At 44.1% G+C, this 23,340-nt stretch carries 19 protein-coding genes; 1 reads left to right on the top strand and 18 read right to left on the bottom strand.

Annotated features, from left to right (window positions below; genetic code table 11):
- Positions 1–20: 20 nt before the first annotated feature.
- From ACPUYX_RS19880 to ACPUYX_RS19800, 17 genes are all read right to left on the bottom strand, one after another.
- On the bottom strand, positions 21–926 hold the full coding sequence (locus ACPUYX_RS19880) for a glycyl-radical enzyme activating protein (protein WP_426381346.1): 906 nt from the start codon (positions 924–926) through the stop codon (positions 21–23).
- Positions 927–928: 2 nt separating this feature from the next.
- On the bottom strand, positions 929–1,993 hold the full coding sequence (locus ACPUYX_RS19875; RefSeq protein ID WP_426381345.1) for a glycyl-radical enzyme activating protein: 1,065 nt from the start codon (positions 1,991–1,993) through the stop codon (positions 929–931).
- A 36-nt stretch (positions 1,994–2,029) separates the two neighbouring features.
- The gene (locus ACPUYX_RS19870; protein WP_426381344.1) at positions 2,030–4,423 is read right to left on the bottom strand and encodes a glycyl radical protein; all 2,394 of its coding nucleotides are present in this window, start codon (positions 4,421–4,423) and stop codon (positions 2,030–2,032) included.
- A 154-nt stretch (positions 4,424–4,577) separates the two neighbouring features.
- Complete coding sequence (locus ACPUYX_RS19865) at positions 4,578–5,294, bottom strand: ABC transporter ATP-binding protein (RefSeq protein ID WP_426381343.1); 717 nt, start codon at positions 5,292–5,294, stop codon at positions 4,578–4,580.
- A complete protein-coding gene (locus ACPUYX_RS19860) occupies positions 5,291–6,061 on the bottom strand; it encodes an ABC transporter ATP-binding protein (protein WP_426381342.1) in 771 nt (256 codons plus the stop codon). The genes ACPUYX_RS19865 and ACPUYX_RS19860 overlap by 4 nt, the downstream gene beginning before the upstream one ends.
- A 109-nt stretch (positions 6,062–6,170) precedes the next feature.
- A complete protein-coding gene (locus ACPUYX_RS19855; RefSeq protein WP_426381341.1) occupies positions 6,171–7,127 on the bottom strand; it encodes a branched-chain amino acid ABC transporter permease in 957 nt (318 codons plus the stop codon).
- A gap of 3 nt (positions 7,128–7,130) precedes the next feature.
- A complete protein-coding gene (locus ACPUYX_RS19850; protein WP_426381340.1) occupies positions 7,131–8,051 on the bottom strand; it encodes a branched-chain amino acid ABC transporter permease in 921 nt (306 codons plus the stop codon).
- A 104-nt stretch (positions 8,052–8,155) separates the two neighbouring features.
- On the bottom strand, positions 8,156–9,316 hold the full coding sequence (locus tag ACPUYX_RS19845; protein ID WP_426381339.1) for a branched-chain amino acid ABC transporter substrate-binding protein: 1,161 nt from the start codon (positions 9,314–9,316) through the stop codon (positions 8,156–8,158).
- Positions 9,317–9,907: 591 nt separating this feature from the next.
- Positions 9,908–10,741, bottom strand: a complete 834-nt coding sequence (locus tag ACPUYX_RS19840) for an ABC transporter permease subunit (RefSeq protein WP_426381338.1) — start codon at positions 10,739–10,741, stop codon at positions 9,908–9,910.
- A complete protein-coding gene (locus ACPUYX_RS19835; RefSeq protein ID WP_426381367.1) occupies positions 10,720–11,772 on the bottom strand; it encodes a class I SAM-dependent methyltransferase in 1,053 nt (350 codons plus the stop codon). The genes ACPUYX_RS19840 and ACPUYX_RS19835 overlap by 22 nt, the downstream gene beginning before the upstream one ends.
- Before the next feature lie 36 nt (positions 11,773–11,808).
- The gene (locus tag ACPUYX_RS19830) at positions 11,809–12,609 is read right to left on the bottom strand and encodes an ABC transporter permease (RefSeq protein ID WP_426381337.1); all 801 of its coding nucleotides are present in this window, start codon (positions 12,607–12,609) and stop codon (positions 11,809–11,811) included.
- The gene (locus tag ACPUYX_RS19825; protein ID WP_426381336.1) at positions 12,578–13,531 is read right to left on the bottom strand and encodes an ABC transporter ATP-binding protein; all 954 of its coding nucleotides are present in this window, start codon (positions 13,529–13,531) and stop codon (positions 12,578–12,580) included. Before ACPUYX_RS19825 ends, ACPUYX_RS19830 begins: the two co-directional genes overlap by 32 nt.
- Positions 13,532–13,534: 3 nt before the next feature.
- Positions 13,535–14,854 (bottom strand): ABC1 kinase family protein, encoded by a 1,320-nt coding sequence (locus tag ACPUYX_RS19820; protein ID WP_426381366.1) that lies wholly within the window; start codon positions 14,852–14,854, stop codon positions 13,535–13,537.
- Between the two features lie 205 nt (positions 14,855–15,059).
- Positions 15,060–16,658, bottom strand: a complete 1,599-nt coding sequence (locus tag ACPUYX_RS19815; RefSeq protein WP_426381335.1) for a prenyltransferase/squalene oxidase repeat-containing protein — start codon at positions 16,656–16,658, stop codon at positions 15,060–15,062.
- A 333-nt stretch (positions 16,659–16,991) separates the two neighbouring features.
- The gene (locus ACPUYX_RS19810; RefSeq protein WP_426381334.1) at positions 16,992–19,175 is read right to left on the bottom strand and encodes a DNA topoisomerase III; all 2,184 of its coding nucleotides are present in this window, start codon (positions 19,173–19,175) and stop codon (positions 16,992–16,994) included.
- A gap of 59 nt (positions 19,176–19,234) precedes the next feature.
- Positions 19,235–19,690: a YbaK/EbsC family protein gene (locus tag ACPUYX_RS19805; RefSeq protein WP_426381333.1), complete on the bottom strand. Its 456-nt coding sequence runs from the start codon at positions 19,688–19,690 to the stop codon at positions 19,235–19,237.
- 9 nt (positions 19,691–19,699) lie between these two features.
- Positions 19,700–21,088, bottom strand: a complete 1,389-nt coding sequence (locus ACPUYX_RS19800) for an aspartate kinase (RefSeq protein ID WP_426381332.1) — start codon at positions 21,086–21,088, stop codon at positions 19,700–19,702.
- A gap of 251 nt (positions 21,089–21,339) precedes the next feature.
- Here ACPUYX_RS19800 and ACPUYX_RS19795 point away from each other — a divergent pair, with 251 nt between their 5' ends.
- The gene (locus ACPUYX_RS19795) at positions 21,340–22,485 is read left to right on the top strand and encodes an aldo/keto reductase (RefSeq protein WP_426381331.1); all 1,146 of its coding nucleotides are present in this window, start codon (positions 21,340–21,342) and stop codon (positions 22,483–22,485) included.
- Positions 22,486–22,725: 240 nt separating this feature from the next.
- On the opposite strand, the gene ACPUYX_RS19790 is transcribed toward ACPUYX_RS19795, so the two are convergent.
- A complete protein-coding gene (locus tag ACPUYX_RS19790) occupies positions 22,726–23,313 on the bottom strand; it encodes a hypothetical protein (protein ID WP_426381330.1) in 588 nt (195 codons plus the stop codon).
- Positions 23,314–23,340 lie beyond the last annotated feature (27 nt).

Raw genomic sequence — 23,340 nt, 5'->3', positions numbered from 1 at the left:
ACTTCTATTACTTTTCAGTACTAACCACCGATTTTAACCTTTAACCCATACTGTTCCAACTCGCCCTTGATCCGCTCCATCTGCTCATTCTCAGGAGCTTGGATGTCCGGCAGCTGGTATTCCAGACCCAACCGTTTGTATTTGTCCACACCGGCTCGGTGATAGGGCAGCAAATGAAGTTCTTGAACTCTTTTCAAGGAGGCAACGAATTCTCCAAGTTGATGAAGGTTTTCTTTATCCTCATTACATCCGGGAATGATCGGTACACGAACTAGAACCTTAGGATGGTGCTCTGTCAGCCAGCGCAAATTTTCCAGGATAAGTTCATTCGGCACCCCGGTGTAGTATTGGTGTCTCTGAGAATCCATGAGTTTTAAATCGTATAAAAAGAGATTAACATAAGGGCTGATTGTTTGGAGAATTTCAGGCTTAACATAGCCGCAAGTCTCTACTGCTGTGTGTATCTCCTTCTTTTGACAGTCTTGAAGCAGTTCTGTTAAAAAGACAGGCTGCATCAAGGCTTCTCCTCCCGAAAAAGTAACCCCTCCTCCCGATTCATCATAAAAGACCAAATCTTTTTCAATCTCAGCCATGACCTGGTTTACAGACATGGTTTTAGCCACCAGATCTCTCGCTCCGGTATGACAGACTGTACAGCAATCCCCACATACCTTGCACTGAGCGCGATTATAGTCCAGTTTACCGGACGTCGGCCTAATTGCGCTGCTGGAACAACTTTCCAGACATTGCCCACAGCCGATACAGCGATCCGGCCAATAGAACAGCTCTTGGTCATACTTTTGACTTTCCGGATTATGACACCAAAGGCAATTAAGAGGGCAGCCCTTAAAGAAAACTGCCGTTCGAATACCCGGTCCGTCATGGATAGAATATTTCATAATATTAATGATCTTACCATTTGTCACCTTCAACACTCCGTCTGTCCAGCTATCAACTCACCGTCAACTCTGATTGGTACTCCAGGGTTTTGTTGGGCAAGAAATACAGCTCGTTCTATGATTTTTTCCCGCGCCGGCGGCAGCACATCTGGCAAAGAATAATCTCTCTGGAGACTTCTATAGGTTTCCAGGCCAAGCCGGTGATAGGGCAAGAGTTCGATCTCTTGAAGTTTCCGCAGGGATTGACAAAATTCCGCAACAGCAAGGAGATTCGAATCTGAGTCATTAACTCCCGGAACCAAAGGGATGCGCGCAATAATATCAAGGGAAGCGTCAGAAGCATCTACCTTCCTCAGGTTATCGAGTATCTGAGAATTATCTGCTCCCACCCATTGTTGATGTAATTCTTTATTCATATGTTTTAGATCAACGTATAAAAGATTGAGCCAAGGCAAAACCTTCAAGATACTCTCAAAGGAGGCGTAAAAACTACTCTCCATGGCTGTATGAATTCCCAGTTCCCGGCACCTTTTTAATACTTTGGAGACAAATTCAGATTGGTCTAAAGGCTCTCCACCACTAATAGTAACACCGCCGCCCGAATAAAAAAAGAAGATCTCATCCTTGGAGATTTCTCGGACTATTTCTGATACCAACATTAAACGCCCGTATTTTTTTATGGCATTCTGCGGGCATTTTTCTGCACAAGTAAAACATTCTCGGCATTTTGAGTAATCGCTGATGACCTTGCGCTCTCTCTTAGATATGACAAGAGCTTCTTGGGGACAGAGGCTAACACATTTACCACAGCCATTACAGCGATCAGAAACATAACCTCTTTCTGGAACTGGTCTCTGAGATTCGGGTGTGGAACACCAGCGACAGCGCAGGGGACAGCCCTTAAGGAAAATCACCGTCCGCAGTCCCTGCCCATCGTGGATTGACGTCCGCTCGATTCTGAGTACTGATCCCATTAATTCTTCAGACGTATTAGCCAATGTTCCAATTGGAGATTCCACGAAACCTAAGGCAGCACCTACAGTGTCTTCAAGAGACCTCGGGGATGGCATTTTAGTCATATCCAGTTCCGTCATAACCTTCACCCCCATAAAACCTTACACTGATAACCTTTACCCAACGGAAATCCCATGCTGCACTGTACGCCCAATAATCTCATTCTGAACATCTTTGCCAAGCTCCACAAAATAAGCCGTATAACCGGCAACCCGAACGAGAAGTCCTCGATACTCATCGGGATTTTTTTGCGCCCGTAATAACTTCTCCTGGTCAATGACATTGAACTGAACATGGAAAACACCCAAGCTGCACATGCTTTTCAGCAAAGCCATCATTTGGATAATGCCGTTTTCTGTAGATAATAGCTCCGGTTCAACTTTCATATTCAACAGTGTTCCCTGAACAAATCGATCATGAGGAATATTTGCCACTGATTTCAAAACCGCTCCCGGTCCGTTCAAATCCGTACCACCGCTGGGACTGACACCGTCCGCCAGGGGGTTCCAGGCCCGGCGGCCGGAAGGCAGGGCGCCTACTTCCAAACCAAAAGGAGTATTTCCGGACACAGGGAGAATACCGGGAGTCATGCGTCCAAATTTACTACTGTATTTTTCAATCTCATCGGCAATAAAAGTAAACATTTCTCCCGCAATATCATCAACCAGGGGATCATCATTGCCATACTTCGGGGAGTCTAAGCAAAGTTTTCGAATATCCTCATGTCCCGCAAAGTCAGCGTCAAGAGCAGTTAGGAGCTGTTCCATGGTCGCTTGTTTTGTTTCAAAGACGATATGTTGCACAGCCGCTAAACTGTTGATTAAATCGGCAACTCCAATCAAAATGATGCCATTGCCGACATTATATTTAGCTCCGCCCCAGGCATAATCTTTGGCCTTCTCAATACATTCCTTAAAGGTTAAGGAGAGAGCCGGAACAGGACGATGCATGCCGATTTCATCAATCACATGGCTTCCTTTCACCACAGCCCGGGTCACATATTCAATCTGCTTCTTGACGGCAGTCGAAAACTCATCATAGGTCTTAAAGTTCAGCGGATTTCCGGTTCGCACAGAGATATAGTCGCCGCTCTTCCGGTTTCTTCCGTCCAGAAGAGTAAACTCGACAATGCTCCCCAGATTAATATCTGCCAGGGCTGTGTATTGGCGCAGACGTCCCTCCAAATTTGTCTCGACACAGCCGCAGGGATTCCAGTTAAAAGCTTCTTTCAGGGGAATCCCCTTATTTAAGAGCATGCGTATCCCGATATCATCGTTATGGAAGGCCGGGAACCCTGTTCCGAGTCGAATGAGCTCTACGACCTTTCTCAAGAAGGAGTTGGGATTCTTGGCCAGGCTATAGCGAACTGAAAGAGAAGGTTGATAAAGCCGAACATCCATAGTCGCCTGCAGGATTAAATAGGAAAGGTCGTTAACAGCATTCCGTCCGGAACTATCCACACCGCCGACACAAACATTCTGAAACATGGGATACCCGGCGGCGAATTCCGCTGTAACGGCATCCTGGAAGAGACAGGGTTCACTGAACTTAACCCACAGGCAATCCAAAAGTTCCTGAGCCTCTTCCGACGTTAAGCGCCCGGCTTCCAGATCTGCTTGATAATAGGGCCAGAGATACTGATCCATGCGTCCCGGATTATAGCTTGCAGCATTCTGCTCCATGAAGATAGCCGTTTGATAGAAATAAAAGGACTGCAAAGATTCGCGAAACGTTCTGGCCGGATTGGCCGGTACCTGATGACAAACTTCGGCGATCTCCAGAAGTTCCTTTTTCCTCTGGGGATTTTCTTCTGCTGCTGCCAGTTTTTCCGCTTCCAGAGCATAGCGTTCCCCTAAGATCCTTAACCCTTCAGCGACAATCAGGAGAGCATTTAAATAGTAATCTTTTTCATAATCTCCCGGCTTAGTCATATCCAAAGCCGCTTTTCTTTCTTCCACCTGTTTTTGAATACCGCTGACTCCCTCGCGGATCAGCCATTCATAACCGGCTGTGGTTTCCCCCCAGCCGCGAACTGCTTTACGGTTAATGTAGATGATTCCATGATCTCTCATGATACGGGTGTCCTCAGGAATCTGAGCTAACCATTCTTCATAGGTGGATTTTCCTTGCCAATAAGGGCGAATCTCTTCTTCAAAAATTCTCCGGTCTTCCGGTTTTAAATAAAAAGGGTCATAGCGGCGTTCATTAATTGTCTCCAATTCTTCGTTGAGCACGGACCAGCAAGTATCTGCACATAAAATACCCCCGCGCATCTTGCTTCCGGAGCACCCCACGATCAACTCGTCATCCCAGATCTTCACAGTCTTATCCTGACACTGCTTGCGAAAAGCCTTAGCTTTACGCAGGACAAGAGGCTCCCCTTCAGTTTCCTTAAAACCCTCGGTAAGAATTCGCGCATTCTCCAGATCCATCTCCGGACGAGTTTCCAGAACTCTTTTCTTAAGACGATTCACCCGCTCCATGTAGCCCCTCTGCGCTCCTTGTGACACATCAACACCCCCTTAACGGTTTTAAAGTAAACTCGTTCAGCTAAAGCTGAACATCGGGGCTTTTGGTGACGAAACTGTCCTGTAGACACTTTCGCCGAAAGTGCCAAGCCCATAACAAATGCTATCACGCTGAAGGAAGGACTCGATAATCCTTCTATTCTCCCAGATAAGCCTTTGTTATTCTCTCGTCTTTCCTGAGCTCGGTACTGTCCCCTTCCATGACCAACTCACCGGTCTCTAAGACATAGCCATAATCCGCCAATTTTAGGGCTATCTTTGCATTTTGCTCCACAAGCAATATTGTAGTTCCTTCAGAATTCAGCTGCTTAATAATTCGCATAATATCTTGAACAATCAGAGGTGCCAGGCCCATGGAAGGCTCGTCTAATAGCAGAAGCTTGGGGTCAGTCATCATGGCGCGGCCTATGGCCAACATTTGCTGTTCCCCACCAGAGAGAGTTCCTCCGATTTGTTTTTGCCGATCTTTTAAACGGGGAAACATTTCAAAAACATGTTCAATTCGCTTACGGCGTAAGGAATCGTCTTTAAGGGTAAATCCCCCCAGTTCAAGATTTTCCTTAACCGATAAATCCTTGAAAATTCGCCGTCCTTCGGGGACATGGATTAAACCCATGCTGACAATATTGTGGGCTTTCTCTTTACTTATATCCCGGCCATAAAACTCGATTTTGCCTGCAGATGATTGAATCAATCCAGAAATTGTCTTTAACGTTGTTGTTTTTCCGGCACCATTGGAACCAAGCAGTGTCACGATCTTCCCCTTGGGCACTTCCAGACTTACCCCTTTAAGAGCATGAATTTTCCCATAAAACGTTTCAACATTCTGCAGGACGAGTGCTAAGTCGTTCATTCCTCATCCTCCTTACCCAAGTAGGCTTCAATGACTTTGGGATTATTCTTGACTTCGTCAGCAGTTCCTTCAGCAATTTTCTGGCCATAGTCAATGACCACAATTTTTTCCGAAACTTTCATGACCAGCCCCATATCATGTTCAATTAAGAGAACTGTGATCCCCAAATCCTTCTGAATGCGCCGTATTAAGTCAACTAGCTGATCTTTTTCATCATGGTTGAGACCGGCTGCCGGTTCATCCAATAAAAGAAGTTGCGGATGAGTGGCCAAAGCCCTGGCCCACTCCACACGACGTTGGTCACCATAGGCCAAATTACGGGCTAAACGGTCTTGCTTATCTAAAATACCTACAAAGTCCAGACACTCTTCGCTTACCTGCCGAATTTTCTTTTCTTCCTGACGCTGACTGGGAAGTCTCAGAACAGCCCCCAGAACGCCGGCGGACGTTCGGCTATGCATGCCGGACATGACGTTTTCTAAAACCGTCATATCTTTGAATAGACGCAAATTCTGAAAAGTTCTCGCCATACCCAATTTCGTAATTTTATGCGGCTTCTGCCTAAAGATACTTTGGCCTTGAAATAAGATATCGCCTTCACTGCCTTTATAAAAACCCGTCAGACAATTAAATGCTGACGTTTTTCCTGCACCATTGGGGCCTATCAGACTTACAATTGAATTCTCATCCATATCGAAACTAAGGTTATTTACAGCTGTTAACCCGCCAAAACGAAGAGTTAACTTTTTTACTTCTAAGATAGGCATTCTATTCACCCTTCTTTTTTAAGTTCCGGACATTCAAGCCGCTTTCACAACGAGTAAAGGAGGTAAAGAAACATTAAACTTCTAAGTTCTTTGAAACCCAAATGCCTCTCTAGCTTTTTCGTTCCGGCCAAAGACCTTGAGGGCGAAAGACCATAATAATAACCAGGAGAATACCAAATAAGAGCATCCGCATCTGACCAATTTCCCGAAATATCTCCGGAAAAAAAACCAGGAATACGGCTCCAAGAATCGCACCGGGAATCTTACCCATTCCTCCTAAGATTACAGCCAGGAGAATCATCGCTGATTGAGTAAAGGCAAAGGTCTCCGGCGAAATAGCTGTCATCTTAACTGCAAAAAACGCTCCCGCCACACCGCCAAAGGCAGCTCCAATCATATAGGCGTAGAGTTTTGTTTTTACAGGATCAATGCCCATTGCTTCAGCAGCATCTTCATCCTCGCGAATATATTGCCAAGCTCGTCCCAGACGAGAATGATAGATGCGCAGAGACACGATAATCGCCAAAATGACTAAGATAAAAAATGTATAATAAAAATCTGTAATTTGATAAAGTTTATGTCCAAAGATAGTCGGTCGTTGAATACCTACCAAACCACTTGCCCCACCAGTAATCTTTAAGTTGCGGGCGGTAATGCGGGTGATTTCCCCAAATCCCAAGGTTACGATAGCTAGGTAATCGCTGCGCAGTCTTAAGGTCGGTCCCCCGATGATAATCCCTGCTATAACACAAAAGATAACAGCAATGGGTATGGTTAGCCAAAAGTTCAGGCCGTATCTCATAAGGATTCCCGTTGTATAGGCTCCTACAGCAAAAAAGGCAGCATAGCCAAGGTCTACTAAGCCGGCATAACCAATAACAATGTTTAAGCCTAGAGCGAGAATAATATAGAAAAACGTATTCGTCATAACTTCTTCTATATAGTTATTGACACCCAGAGGCAGTAAGGCAACGATTATAACCAATAGGGACAGGAATAAAGCACGCGTTTTTTTGCCGCTTATTGTTTTAAGCACACGATCTTTAAAGCCAACAGAATTAACCATCCGCTACATCCTCTCAATCTCGCTTTTACCCAAAATTCCAGTCGGTTTTGTAACCAGCAATAGGATTAAGATGCCAAACGTAAAAACGTCTTTCCAAGCAGAGCCTACAAAAGGAAGCTGCGTTCCGGCCGTTTCCAAAAGGCCTAAAATAAGGCCCCCGAGCATTGCTCCGGGTATACTGCCGATCCCACCGATAACTGCTGCGGTAAATGCCTTTAAGCCAATGATAAAACCCATGTAAAAATGAATGCTTCCATAATAGACTCCTGCCATGACACCGGCAGCAGCAGCCAAGGCTGAACCGACAAAAAAGGTTAAGCTGATGGTCTTCGTGACATTAATCCCCATAAGACGGCAAGCATCCTGATCAAGAGCTATGGCGCGCATAGCTTTGCCATACATCGTGCGATTGATAAACCAATATAAACCGAGCATCAGAACAGCCGTAGCAACCACCATAATTATCTGGGTATAGGTAATATTAACAGGCCCGACACTGATTCCGTCGTAGCCAAAACTGGTTGTGAAGGCTTTATATTCCCCGCTCGTCATAACCATAACGGCGTTGAATAAGGTAAAGGATACACCTACCGCCGTAATTAAAAGAGACATACGAGGGGCATTTTTATTTAAAAGGGGCTGGTAGGCAACCCTATGTATTACTATTCCCAGGAATCCCACAAGAACCATACTGATTACCAAAGCTACAGTGATTCCTAACCAACCGATTCCTAGAGCGCTTCCGAAAATACCAAGAGCCCCAAATCCCACGAAGGCTCCTACCATATAAATATCCCCGTGGGCAAAATTAAGGAGTTTTATAATGCCGTAAACCATGGAATAACCGAGAGCGACAAGGCTATAAAAAGAACCTAAAATTAAACCATTCACAAATTGTTGAATAATAGTATAAAAGACTGTCATGGCGTGCACCCCTTCACCCTCTTTGAGCTAAAGACAAAGATTGTCTAAGGACGACTGGGAAAAACTGCCCGGTCGTCCTTAGCATTAGTTAATTCATACTTTCTTTATTGCAGAACGAATTGTCCGTTCTTGATTTGCAGGACGATAAAGTTACTCTCTTGTAACGTCTTATTGGGAGCAAAGGTTACTTTGCCGGCTAAGCCCTGGAAATCCTTGGTTTCGGTCAATGCCTTAATGATGGCCTTGCCATCAGTATTTCCAGCTCGTTTCATGGCATCTGCCAGCAGGTTAATCCCGTCATAGGCCAACGGGGCATAGGCTCCGGGAGTCTGACCGTATTTTGCTTTATAAGCATCGGCAAACTGTTTTGCCGTCGGGAGGAATTCAGCAACGGGAGGCGAGAGTACATAGGTGCCTTCTCCGGCAGCTCCGGCCATCTGGATAAGTTTGGGATCGCTGCTGCCGTCACCAACAACAATAGCTCCTTTATAACCGCCTTGACGCAATTGCTTAATTAAGAGGGCACCATCTGCATAATAAGCGGTCCAAAATACCAAATCCGTATTTTTAGATTTTAAACTTGTTACTAAGGAAGAAAAATCCTGTTCTCCTTTAGTTGTTACGTCATGGGAAACGACTGTATTTCCTGCGGCTTTCCAAGCAGCTTCGGTTTGCTTTGCCAAATCGGAGGAGTAAGCATCCCCTTGTTCTACAATGGCAACATTTTTGGCTTCCAGCTTTTTAAAGAGTTCAACCGCTTTTTGAGTCTGGTGTACAGCTGTACCATTAATCTGGAATGTATTTCCGGGATTTTGATCCGTAATTTTTGATGAGTTGGCAGCTTCAACGATATAAGGAATGTTTTTCTCGTTATAAATCGTTAAGGTTGGAACAACTGCACCGGAGCAATATCCTCCAACAATGGCTACTACCCCTTCAGAAACTAGCTTATTGGCAGCTGCCGTTGCTTGCTGTGGATCACAGGCATCATCACCTGTAACGGTTCCTAATTTTTTACCATTAATCCCGCCTTTGGCATTCACCTCATCGACAGCCATTTTGATGGCATTTTCCATATCTTTGCCGTAGGTGGCCTCAGAACCGGTCATAGGTAATGGTACGCCGATCTTAATATCTCCGCTGCTTGCTGATGACTGATCGGATGAACCCGATGACGTTGCGCTGGATTGGGTACCGCAGCCTGAAACAATTACCGAAAAGGATAGAAGTGTCACCGCAAGTACACTAAGAAACTTTTTGGACATTTCAAATTTCCCCTCCTCATTTATGTAGGTTATATTCCGTTGTAATTACGTGCTAAACATCACCTCCTATTTCCGGATCTAAACCCTTGCATCGTAATGACCAGAATTCCGCAAATTTTCAGATCCGGTTACATGCAGAAGAATCACAATCAAAATAACCTCAGCTTAGCTATAGATAACAAGCCGAATCAGCCAAAGTAAAGAAATCATAAATAAAAATAAGGTATGGTACCACTCAAAAGCAGCACCAAAAGCAGAAGCAATAGCAGAGCAAGTTAAAAAAGCAACAAGATGTCAAATCTTGATTATGTGCTTCACAACATAACCCGACCGGAACTTTTCATAAAAAATTAGGCATAACAGGTTATATAGTAAAAATATGGTAATTTGATATAATCTGATACTCCGCCTTGTTTTCGGTAAACAACATTGTTTCCTCAAAAACTGTCAAATTTACAAATACGTTTCTCTTAAAACATATTTAATATGATGATATAGTGCAATACTAGCTCTGTCAATAATTTATTACTTAATATACATTATACTTTCAACGTGTTATATAGAAGTAAGGAAATCCTTAGGAAAATCTACTTAAATTGCCAAATCCCTACGTCGGAATACAAACCTTGAAAGAAGCAGGCAAATTCCCGAAATACAGCTTAAGATAAGGCATTCTTTGGTCGGAAGCAATTTTCCCCGAAGAACTTCTTGAGGACGAAACAGACCAAAAGGCGTTACGTTTTGCAAGCGGGAAAATCGTTCACTGAGAGATGACATGACGTCGAGCCCGTAAAAAATGACGGTTAATGCGCTTACCAAAGGAACAGATACTTCTTCTGAGTTTAGGGATACTCCAAAGAGCATACTGTAGCCGCTGACCACCGTACTCAAGCAAAAGCCTAAGATTCCCATTCTGAAGAATTGCCACCTGTCAATGGTTACCTTAAAAAAGGCCGCTGCAGAATATATCCCTCCTACCGTAGCGCCGGTTAACAACATTAATTCCGTTACAAGCACTCCAATTTGAGTATTGATAATTTCCGAGCGGGACACTGGTGATGATAAAGGATAAGCCATAAAACCTTGTTCAAGCATATGCGCAGCCAGAGTATTTGATGCGCTTATTCCGTAAACGGAAATAAGCAGCGTCCAGAACCTTCCTAATAATTGCGCCGAGATATAGGATTCATAAGATATATCTGTCTCTTCCGCGGAAACGCCAAACGCTCGTTTAACCGGTGCCGGAAAACTGTTGGGAAGATCTTCGATCACAGGTGATTCAATAAGAATTGGGTAAACCCAGGTTATCAGCCACTCATATAGCATCAGACTCAGGGAATAACCTATGACCTTTTTACCCTCATATTTAAGCATTGACCAATACAGTGCATCGTTCATCATCGTCACCTCGGCGTTTCTAGACACTCATCCGTTTTTCTGGCACAGAAATAGTGGGATGTTCCCAAAGGCATGACCGCAATATCAACATCGCCGTATCCGGTTTGGAACAATAACGATCTAATTTCCTCTGTGGTGGGAAGTCCCTCGAAGCCCTGATGGCAGGCCAGAAAGAAGCTCATAAGATTTTGGGGAAGATGAGTCCGAAAGACTCGAACGGGAGAGCCCTTGCGTACTGCTGTTAGTATCCCTACTTGGCCGCCCGGCTTTAGAAATTCTCTAATGCTTCCCAGAAGTTGAATTCGTTGTTCCTGGGTGAAGAAGTGGATACTATTGTTGAGCAGACAAAGATCGAAGCTGCCTAATTCCAAGAGAGACTCCTTCTGCTGGTCAACTAACGAGAAAATATCCTTACACAGAATTCGGATTCTTCCGTCGGATTCTTTAACTTTTTCCTGCGCTCTTTCAGCAACGGCGGGATTCATTTCAATACCTACTCCGCATAGATCTGAAAATTCGCTGCTTAAAATCTTTAAATAGCGTCCTTCCCCACAGCCCAGATCCAAGACACTCTTCCATTGTTCTTTTTGGCACTTACTGCGCAAGTAGGGCCAGACGAATGGTTCAGAGACGATGGACGCTTTGGCAATCAGTTCTTCCATTTCGTTCTCTAACGTTAACTTTGCGCATTGTTTGGTAATCAGACGTGGAAGTTCTGCAAAGCCTATGGTCCAATGCGCTATAAGTTCCTTATATAAGGCCTCTAAGCCAAGGTTTCTATATTTATTAATAGCTTTCGCTAATTTCGTCGCTTGAAAAAGATCGTTCTTCTTGGTTAGCAGTTCCATATAGTGAGCTTGTTCTAACCAATGATCTAACAAGATTTCGTCCCACCCCGGATGCATGATCATAAGTTCTTCTAAACTTCTTGCTGTTTCCATCTCCGCCCAGAGATTTAGCTCTAAGCCGGTTTGAACCACCCACAAAAAACCAAGGTATTCCATCATACTGGTAGTTTTCGCAAGCAATGACAACATACTTACGTCCAAGCGTCTCACTCCTCTATACTTTTCCAAGCAGATCGTTTCTTCGTTCTAAACGCAGAGGTCTTTCCTCTCAAAAACATAACAGGCAAGGGTCAAAAAGGCTGCTGAAAGGGTCATTAATGACACGATTTGCCAAGCCGGCGTGTCTCCTTCCAATACTTCTTGAGGACGGAACCAACCAAAAATCGTAAGATGTTTAACCCAGGAAAAGCGATCATCAAGACTCGAAAAAATATCGAGAGCATACCCGGTAAACGTTAAGCAGGCAGCGCTCAGAATAACGTATTCTTCATTATTAAAAAGGGTTGAAAAAAATAAGCTATAGGAGCCTACGCTGAGAAACAGGGCAATAGCCAGGGCTCCCAGTCTGAGATAAGCTTTTTTATCCAACGATAAGGCAAATAGTTTTGCCTCTGCCCATATCCCCAACTCCGTCAGAAGCGCCATAAGAACCAATCCACTGATGAGTACCGCAGCCTGGGTTGAAAAAACCTCAAAACGTCCTGCAGGAGAGGACAGCAAATAAGCCATTCCACCCTCGGAAACGTAGTGGGCTATTAATTCGTTAGCCGTACTTATGGTGTAAATCCCCATAACCAGGACCCAAACCTGCCCGAAGCATTGACTGGCGGCAAAAGACTCGAAACGGCAGAGAGCATAATCTGAAGTCAACCTGAAAACTCGCGCCAATTTCGGCAAGTTCTGAGATAGTTTAGCCATACTACTCGACTGAGACAAGGTCGGAAAAACCCCAATCAATAAAAGATTATAAAGGGACAGACCCAAAGCATAGCTGCAGGTTTTTTTACCTTGTCTTTTAAACATGGCTCGAAATAATGCTCTGTTCAACCTCCTCCCCCCTTTCATAGAACTGCATAAATGCTTCTTCTAATTCCGTCATCCTCTGCAAAAAATCCTTAACCTGAACTTGAGCTAAAACCTTGAGAAGCGGATTTATATCACCCTGAATTTCAACAGAAACTTGATTATCGCCGATTCGGTCAGCTTTCAAACCGCTCTCACAGATAAGTTGAGCCTGTTCAGGGGTTTCAAGCGTAATTTCAAACGTCCGGCGTTGTTCCTGCCGCAGTTTTTGAATTCCCTCGACAGCAGCCAACCCTCCTGCCCGAATGATCCCAACCCGGTCACATGTCCGTTCTATCTCCGGAAACATATGTGAAGAAATTAGGATGGTTTTTCCACGGTCCTTTTCCTCTAAAACTAAATCAATAAATACCTTTTGCATCAGAGGATCGAGACCGGAGGTAGGTTCATCCAAAATTAAAACCTCAGCATCCAACATCATCGTGTTAATAATCCCTAATTTTTGTTTCATCCCTTTGGACATTTTCTTGATAGGCTGTTTTAAGTTAACATCCAAGCGCTCAGCTAAAGCATCGCGCCGCCTTGAAAAAACGGGACGGTTCCCATGCATTCCCGCCATTAAATTTAAAAACTCAAGGCCGGACATTTCTTTGAGAAAATTCATTTCTCCGGGAAGATATCCCACGAAAGCTTTAACCTCCTTGGCCTCTTCCCAACAATCCAGGCCCTTGATCCGAGCAAATCCAACATCCGGTTTAAGAAAGCCCATTAAATGGCGGATCACTGTGGTCTTCCCCGCACCATTGGGCCCTAGCAAACCAAATACTTCCCCCTGTTGAACATGAAAGGTGACATCGTTAAGCCCTGCAATATGATTTGAGATTGCCTTTCTATTCTTTGGCCGTACTTTCGTATAAACTTTCGATAATCCATTAACCTGAATCATGGTTTAACACCTTCTTAGACCTAAATACTTTTTGAACCAATCTTTAAGGCTCCACTGCTCCCGAAGCCAAAAACGTCGCAAGGGTTTAATTAATTCCGCTAAACTTATGGAAGGATCGAGTTCATGAATGACTCCTTCAAGGGTTAACAGCGATTTACCCAAGAGGATAAACTCAGGAGGAAATTCGAGCTCATATTGAAAAGCCAAGTTCATACAGTCGTTAATGGCCTGCCGCAAATCCACTTGGCCAAAGGGAACGTCCAAATGTCTTCGCTGTATCTCCGCAAGGTCCTGACATAAGCTTGCAAAGTCCGCCCTTTTGGAAGAAATTGCCAAACGCATTAAAGATCCGGCCAAGGCCTTAGCATTATGCCGTCTTAAGGCCAGGATTACATTCAATAATTGTCGTTTTAAACGCGGATTCAAAACTCCTACAATTCCAAAATCGATAAATCCGATTCTTCCTCCGGATAAAACGATAATGTTTCCGGGATGGGGGTCCCCATGAAAAAAACCGTCTCTTAAAATTTGCAGGAGTAATGCCCGGCCTAAAAGCTCAGCGATGGTTCTGCCATCATAAAGAGTTAAGATTTTCTGTCGCTCATTAAGTTTTATTCCCTCGAGATAGGACATAGTCAGAACCTTTTTGGTTGTATGAGTCCAAAAAATTTGCGGAAAAATCACTTGCGAATCTTTGTTGAATCCTTGAGCCATCCTCTCAGCGTTTTTGCCCTCCGCTAAATAATTTTGTTCTTCTTTTAGCCATCTCGAAAATTCCGCAAGCATTCCTCGGAGGAAATAGCGTTTTAAGTTTGGGAAGCGGTACTCCACGACAGGAATGATTTCTCTCAGAATTTCCAAATCCGTTTCAATGACTCCTGTATCGGGACGCTGGACTTTAACGGCAACCAGTTCACCGGATTTCAGGCGGCCGACATGGACTTGGCCAATCGAGGCCGATGCCAGGGGAGAAGAGGTAATGTCCTGAAAAAGTTCTTGGATTGGAGCTCCTAACTCCTGCTCGATGGTCCGGCTTATAAGAGCAAAGGGAACCTGAGGAACCCTGTCTTGAAGCTGCTCCAACTCATGAACAATGGGTATGGGGATAATATCCGGACGTGTGCTCGCAAACTGACCAAGTTTTATAAACGTTGGACCCAGCTCGCTCAAAACTCGACGAATCCGCTGGCCGAGATGGGCCATGACAACTTCATTTTTTCCCTGATTTTTTAGGCCCCTGCTTTCGAAGAGAATAAAGCCAAATCCATGGCGAATCAGCACGGAAACAATCTCTTGATATCGGCCAAAATGCTGAAAAATCATTTCAAGCACGGGAAAAGCGCTCCTTTTTAACCTTCCTCAACGTCATAATCTATAATATTCCAAGATACCCAATTATGACTCTTTTTCTAGCCTGCACTAGGTATCATAGTTCTCACAATCATTTCAAGGAAACAAACAAACTATCCAGACCAAGATCTTCATTGCTAAGAATCCAGTCTGGATAGTATTGTTTTCAATCTTTAACTCAAAAACCCAAAAACGACCGTTTGGGAGTATGAGTATATATGATCTGGTATCGTTGTAAGGCCCGAATAGCAGTTAAAGCCGTTGTCAGGGGTTCCTCATAATTCCAGCCCTTAGCATAGATTCCGCGGTAAGACGGCTGAAAGGAACCATTGTCTTTCTGCGCACTGAGAAGGTTTTGGATGCCCTTATCCATGACCTCCTTGGGAACGAATCGGCTATACCTCCATAATCCCGATAAGGCCAACCCCGTCTCCACAACCGAGCCCCAGTCTCCTTGATTCTGAGCTTTGAGCAGAAACTCCAATCCCTTTTTGCGAGCCACTTGAATATTGCGCGGAATTGTCCAGCGTTCCCAGCTAATTCTCCATTTGCTAAGAAGTTCAAGAGCCTGAGCCGTACTGTAGATTCTCCCCTCAAACCAAGAGCCCGGAAAGGCTCCCTGCTTATCCTGCTGAGAAATCAGCCAATTAAGTCCTCGCCAAATGGCTTCATCTTGCCCTCGAGAGGAACCCCATAACGCTTCCAAAACATGAATCGTCACATCAACACTTGAAATATAAACAGGAAGTTCCGAAGAAATAGCGGGGGGGACTCCAGTAAAGCTGGGAAATGTTCCCCAGCTCCCATCAGAATTTTGCAGTCTTCTCAGCAGCTCTACACCCTGCTTATTCTGCTTTCCAAGCATCTGATGATAAGCCATTAAGGCAACAGAGGTATCGTCCAGATCAGGATGAGTATGTGGAGGAGTGCTTCCGTAACTCCCGTCGGAATTCTGCCCTTGCTTAAGATAATCCATCGCCTGAGAAAGCCAAGGATACGTTTCATTCCTTTTCATCTGTTCGCCAAAAACACAAACTGCCCAGGCTACCGCCCAGACCTTAAGCTGATCGAAGGCCGGCCAGCCGCCGCTGGAGTACTGCTTGGAAACTAACCATTGCCCTGCTTTCTCCGCTCGTTTACTGTTGCCGCCCCGCCGCAGGAGAGCCAAGATACCTAAACTTGTAGCCACAATATCCTCAGCCCAGGAACCATCAGACATTTGCGTTTCCAGAAGATATTGAATTCCTTGGCTGATTCCCTCTGGAGAATCGGAAGCGAGAATTGATGCTGCAACAACCACCGGGCGACCATAGAGAGGTAATTTGGCCAAAACATGGTCTTGAAGAATATTGGGAAGCAAGATTTCTTCCGGTGTAGGTCCTTCTAAACCAGGCACCACCCTTTGCCCTAACGATAATATCATTTCAGAAAATTGCCGGGCCTGAGATAAAAGCCGGATTTTAGCTCTCCAGCCCCCCTCACTTCCTTGTATAACTGAATTGACGATCTGAGTTATTTCCGGATCCGGCTGGTCGCCGGGAAATTTCCCCCAACCTCCGCGGCGATTTTGCCATAGCCACTGAACTCCTTGCCTTTGGGCGCTTTCAAACCCTCTTCCTATTGCCAGAAGGGCAAGAGCGGCGAGGGCTGAAGCTCCCGGACTTGGAGATACTCCGTGCATTTCATCAGGATTTCCTGTTACGATTTGTTCTATGCCCTCAGCTACATAGCTCCTGGCTTTAGCAAGACATTCGTTAACATCACCTTTTAGCTCCATAGCACCCTCTCCTTTAAGGCATCCCATAATATGATTTATGTTTGGAGAGGGATAATCGTTCCAATAGTCTTCTTTTCCTTTACTTATGTAGAAACAATGGATTTAGATAACACCTTAGTGTGCTATTACTAAAGGTATCAATAATAAAAAGAGATTTTTCAGTCTACACCGAAAAACCTCTTTCGAAATTTATTTCTTCTTAACTTCTTAAACTAATTAATTTCTTAAACTTATTAACTTTTTATTTACACCTTGATTACATTATTTTATTTATAGTTCTTCATTCAACGTAAGAATCCCGCCACTACAAGTGGGAGTGGTTCCCATACGAGTTCACTTCTTAATTTGTAATTTCGCTAAAGCATCTGCTAAGGCTGTGTTTTTCAGAGTTTCATCATTCTGTCTCTTCAAAAAGGCGTGGACTTCCTTTTTATTGCCGGTACTCTTTTCAGCCTCTTTCCGTTTCTTGAAAGCAGAGAGTTTTTCCCGGTAACCGCAGACACAAACGAACAATTTGTTTTCGCCCTCTCCCCGAATCTCCATTTTCTTATGGCATTCCGGGCAGCGCGCATTAGATATTTGGGAAATAGCCTGCCTGTAACCACATTCGCGGTCTTGACAGACGTACATTTCCCCTTTCTTGCCCTTCACCTGTAAGAGGAACTTACCGCAATCAGGGCACTTTGTTCTAGTTAAATTATCATGTTTAAAGGATTGAGTGCTGCCGTTGACTGTAGTAACAAGCTGAGTGGCGTACTCCCGCATTTCCTTTATGAATGTCTGAGCATTTGCCCGCCCTTTGCTTATCTCATTTAATTGTTGTTCCCATTGGGCGGTTAACTCCGGTGATTTAAGTTCCGGTGGAACTAAGTTAATCAATTGAATTCCTTTGGACGTCGGCATAATTTCCTGGCCCTGCCTGCTCATATAAAACGAGTTAAAGAGCTTTTCAATGATCTCAGCCCGTGTTGCCGGGGTGCCCAGGCCATGACTTTGATCCATAACTTCTCTCAGCTGCCGGTCTTCAATCATTTTGCCGGGATGTTCCATGGCAAAGAGCAAGCTGGCTTCCGTATGTCTTGACGGAGGCTTCGTTTTCTTGGCTTCCAGATGTATTGACAAATTCTTCAGTGTATCACCAAGGCTAATTTGGGGTAAGGTCTGCAATCTCTGATCTTCCCCTTCATCCTCATCCTCTGCCCCTGGGTAAGTCGAATAGACATCTTTCCAGCCTTTTTTGAGGACAATTCTTCCCTTTGTAGTAAATATTTCGCCATTGACTCTCATCTTTACGGTCGTTTGCTGATATTCAAAGGCCGGCGAAAGTACGGCCAAAAACCTGCGCACGATTAAATCATAAATCTTAAGTTCTTCTGAACTAAGCCTATTCAACATAGCTGGCTGTTCTGTGGGAATAATTGCATGGTGATCCGAAACTTTAGAGTTATCGACAAAACGTTTGGTTATGCTGAGTTTATTCCTTAAGATTCCCCGAGCCAAATTTACGTAAGGACCCTGGGCAACACTTTTCAAGCGTTCAGATAGTGTCGGTACGATATCCTCACTGATATAACGCGAATCTGTTCGCGGATAAGTCACCAACTTATGGTTTTCATAAAGCAGCTGCATGATGTTCGAAGTTGTTTTGGCAGAAAAGCCATACTTTCGGTTAGCATCCCGCTGTAGTTCTGTAAGATCGTAAGCTAAGGGGGGCAGCTCTTTCTTGGCCTCTTTTTTTACGTCAACAATTTCTCCGACATGACCCTTTACTTTTGTTAAAATCTTATCCGCCTTTTGGGAGTCAAAAATGCGGGTTTGACCATTTTGGCCCTGCCAGCGCAGGTCAAAGGTTCCTGTGGAGGCAACCACCGACCAATAGTCTTGCGGAACAAATTCCTTAATTTCTCTTTCCCGTTCAACGACCATAGACAAGGTAGGCGTTTGGACACGGCCGGCTGAAAGTTGGGCATTGAACTTACATGTCAACGCGCGGGTAACGTTTAAGCCCACCAACCAATCGGCTTCTGCACGGCATTCTGCTGCCGAATAGAGCGCGTTAAAATCTTTACCGGGCCGTAATTGTTTAAAACCGTCCCTGATTGCCTTCTCAGTCAGAGATGAGATCCACAACCGTTTAATGGGTTTACGCCAGCCGACTTTCTTGATAATCCATCGTGCCACCAGTTCACCTTCACGCCCTGCATCAGTGGCAATAATCAGCTCATCCACTTCTGGACTTCTCATTAAACTCTTAACCGCCCCAAACTGTTTGGCAGTTTCTTTGATGACCACTAATTCCATTTTTGACGGCAGCATAGGAAGATCTTCAGCTCTCCAAGTTTTGTAGCCGGGATCATAGACTTCAGGGTCAGCAAGGGTTACCAAATGCCCTAAAGCCCAGGCGACAATAAATTTTGCTCCTATGAGGCAACCATTTCCCTTCTGGGAACAGTTTAAAATTTTAGCCACTTCGCGGCCAACGGAAGGTTTTTCAGTTAATACTAAAGTTTTCCCCATGTCATACTCCTTTTAGTAAGACTCCCACTTCTACAAGTAGGAGTGGTTCCCATACGAGGTCACTGAGCAACATCTATCCATTGTCCACAGGTTAGTTCCTGCAGAGCATCCACTGTCAATTTAATGGCCGTATTGGGTTCACCAGCCGCAGGAAACACATGAGTATAGGCTTGCAGTGAATAATCCAAATAGATCGGAATAGGTTTCTTTAAGCCGAAGGGACAAACACCGCCGACTGGATGCCCGGTGACACTTATTACTTCTTCAGCCTCAGGCATCTTAGCCTTTGTCGCAAAGACGTCTTTAAATTTCCTATTATCCAAACGTTTATCGCCAGCCATCAGAATCATAATGAATTGCTCTTTAGTTTTAAAGAGCAAGGATTTTGCGATTTCTCCGGGGGTTACCTTTAAGGACTCAGCCGCTTTAGCAACGGTGCTGGTATCTTCAAAGGTTAATATTTCAATATCTTGCTTGTTCTCTTTTAAGAACTCCTTGACCAGTTCAACAGACATAACTTCCTCCTAATATTCGGCGACACACAAATCTTCATTCAGACAAACAATGGCTTTAGCATACATTTTCCGATCAATGACAAATTGCATATTGACCTGCCGTAAGGACTGGGCGACACATTTGATATTAATATCATTTTTAGCCAAAGCGTTTGCTGCCCGTGCAAGAATTCTTGGCATGGCGATATTTGAACCAATAACGCAGACGATAGCAGCCTCTTGAACTGTTACTGTCTGATAGTTTTCTTTCAGCTCTGCAACCAATTGATCATTGAGATCTGATTGCCAAATTACGAGTGAAATGCTATTGGCATTAGTCGCTTTGGTAATATAACTAATATTGTGTTCCTTAAACTTCTTCATGATCTCATAGTCGAAGCCAATCTCCCCAACCATTAAGGTATCATGAATCTCCAAGACTACAATCTTATCAGACCCGGCAATAATTTCTATTCTGGCCTTAGGGCCAATATAATCCTTGGAAATGAGGGTTCCCGGATGGCTAGGTTCAAAGGTATTCTTGATGCGTAAGTTAATTCCAGCCATTTCTAAGGGTTTGGAAGCATTGGGATGAATGGCCTCCATTCCGATATCTGCCAGCTGATCGGCAACATCATAATTCGTCTTGCCAACGGGAATAGCCTTTTCAACTCCAACAATCTTAGGATCTGCTGAGGAAAGATGAAACTCCTTATGAATAATCGCTTCATTGGCTTGTAAATGCGTAGCAATCTTGGAAAAGGTAATTTCCGAATATCCTCGTTCATATTGCCGCATAATCCCTTCGACTCCTTTAGTATAGCCTGTCGCCACGATTATGGCGTCAAAGGGATTAACATTCTTAAACGTTCTTTCGATACGATCGCTGAATGAAAGCTGCTTCGAATCCCTAAAACCGGTGAGGTCCACAAGTTCGGCACGAATTCCCCGATTACGAAGAATATTAACCGTGTTAAAGGCCGAATGGGCTTCTCCAATGGAAGCCAATAGTTCCCTGGCCGCCGATAAGATACTTCCCCGCTCGACATACCCTGAAGCAATAATATCTTCCATACTGCTCAGATAAGCTTTGGTCTGATTAATTCGCTCCAGTAAGAAATCACGGCAGACTTGATAGTCCAAACCGATTTCCACGAAGGATTCGTTAATCTGAAGCAACCGTTCTAATAACTGATTTATGGAAGTTTCATAGTCTTCCCCTTTAATAAAATGTTGGTAAACTCCAGGCGCTTTGGTTTTTTTATCTTCTAACAGCCAATTCGTTACCCCGGCATAAGCAGAGACGACAAAGACTCTGCCGTAGTGAAAGCCTTCTGAACCCGGATAACCAATAATGTCATTAAGCACATTTTGAAATTGAGACATCGATGTACCGCCAATTTTTTCTACAGTTAACATAGTTAATGCTGAACCCCTCTTCTTAATTCTAAAATACAGAAATCCCAATTTTAAGACTATATGATAACAGTCGTATCTTAGTTATACCTCGATCAGCGACAATTGTCCACCTTAATACATGCTCTCCTGATAGTACCGTTCTGTCCATACTCATTTTCCTTAAGCAAAGGAGTAGTCCCCTTGAAATCTTGTTTTCAAGAGTATACGCTATAACTATTAATTCCAAACGACGAAAGAAGGGAAGTAGGTCTATGAAATACCGAAAATTTGGCAGTTTAGATTATCAAGCTTCAATTCTGGGATTTGGCTGTATGCGTCTCCCTACCCTGAATGGAGATCCCAGTAAAATCAATGAGCCGGAAGCGATCTCCTTAATCCGTTATGCTATCGATAACGGAGTTAACTATATTGATACCGCTTATCCCTACCATCAAGGGCAAAGTGAACTATTAGTCGGAAAAGCGCTGCAAAACGGTTACCGGGAAAAAGTTAAGCTTGCTACGAAGCTCCCTCTTTTTCGCTGCCAAAGTCGTGAAGACTTTGACCGCATCCTCAACGAACAATTAAAAAAACTTCAAACAGATCACATTGACTTCTATCTTTTGCACGGCCTTAGCAAAGCCACCTGGGAAAAGGCCAAGAGCTTTGACTTTGCAGACTTTCTCCAAAAGGCTTTGGCAGACGGGCGAATTAAATATGCAGGATTTTCCTTTCATGATAAATTCCCGGTTTTTCAGGAAATTGTCGACGCCTATCCTTGGACCTTCTGTCAAATCCAATATAATTACATGGATACGGAGTTCCAAGCGGGTAATAAAGGACTAAAGTATGCAGCAGAAAAAGGGCTCGCCGTAATCGTTATGGAGCCTCTGAAGGGAGGCAAGCTCGTTAAAAATCCTCCGTCTTCCATACTCAAACTCTGGGACAAGGCGGAGGTCAAACGATCGCCTGCCGAGTGGGCACTGCGCTGGGTTTGGAACCATCCTGAAGTGACCTTACTCTTAAGCGGGATGGGCACCAAGGAGCAAGTTGGCGAGAATTTACGCCTGGCGGATATTTCCGAAGCCAATTCCCTAACGGACAAAGAACATAAATTAATAGACGAAGTTAGAAAACAATACTTATCCTTAAACAAGGTTGACTGTACGGCCTGCGGCTATTGCCAGCCCTGCCCTTCCGGTGTAAATATTCCCAACAACTTCGCCCTTTATAATGACGCCCATATATATGATGATTTTGGTTCCTCCCGTTTTGCGTATAACACCTTCTTTACCCCGGAAAGTAAAGCTTCTGCCTGTATCGAGTGCGGTGCCTGTGAAGAAGTCTGTCCTCAGCAGCTCCCAATTCGAGAACATTTGAAGGAAGTCCAAAAAGCCTTTGAGCCAAACCCCTCTTAAATTTAAAAGTATAAGGGTTGTAACAGATTCAGACAATGAACTGTTACAACCCTTTTCTATCATTTTTTACTCTAAGACTTTATGCCTTAAAAAACCTGTGTCAATCCGACTCAACTTCATTATACTTAAAAACCAAATTACCAACCTATACTGTGCCGCTTTCTTGAAAAACCACCATTTCTGATTTGATTCATTTACCATTTAATAAGATATTAAATTCCAGCATTATAACCCATAAACTTACTGACTTTCAAAACTGCGGCTTGAATTGGCCAGAATAAACAGCGGCTGCCGGAGATAGTCCACCGGATAAAGATCATCTCTTCCGGAAATTAAAGCCATGACTCTCGCCACATTGGAGAGGGGATCTATAGAAAGAATAACAAAGGCATCTTTCTCTGCGGTTAAGGGATAAATAACGTTGTCCTTGTTTAAAACATCCAGATAAGCATCCAGGGTCAGCACTTTAAAATCTTGATTCCGCCAGCGCACATCGTAAAGCTTAAAGGCCTGATGAGCCACAAGAGGCAAGAGGATGTCTTCTGTTAAATAAAGTTCAATCCCCATCATATAACCTTCACTATCGAGATCATTCCAATATTCGCAATGAAACACATTATTGACTGCCTCTCGATAGGTCTTTACCGACAAGCGCATCTGATTTAAAAGTTGGCCCATGCCCGGCCATTTTATCCTTGGTATGCTGAGACTTTTGATGTCATAATATAATCCAATGTCGCTTTCCTCGAGGGTATACTCAACAGTTGTATCATTGGGCATCAAGTAAATATAGCCCATTTGCATATTGTTGTCACAAGTGATAAGCATAGCACATCTCCCCCCAAAGCTTCGTAT

The organism is Desulfosporosinus sp. SYSU MS00001 (assembly GCF_049943955.1).
Taxonomy (GTDB): Bacteria; Bacillota; Desulfitobacteriia; order Desulfitobacteriales; family Desulfitobacteriaceae; genus Desulfosporosinus.
The sequence above is the reverse complement of the archived record's forward strand: the minus strand, read 5'-3'. Positions and strand labels throughout refer to the sequence as shown.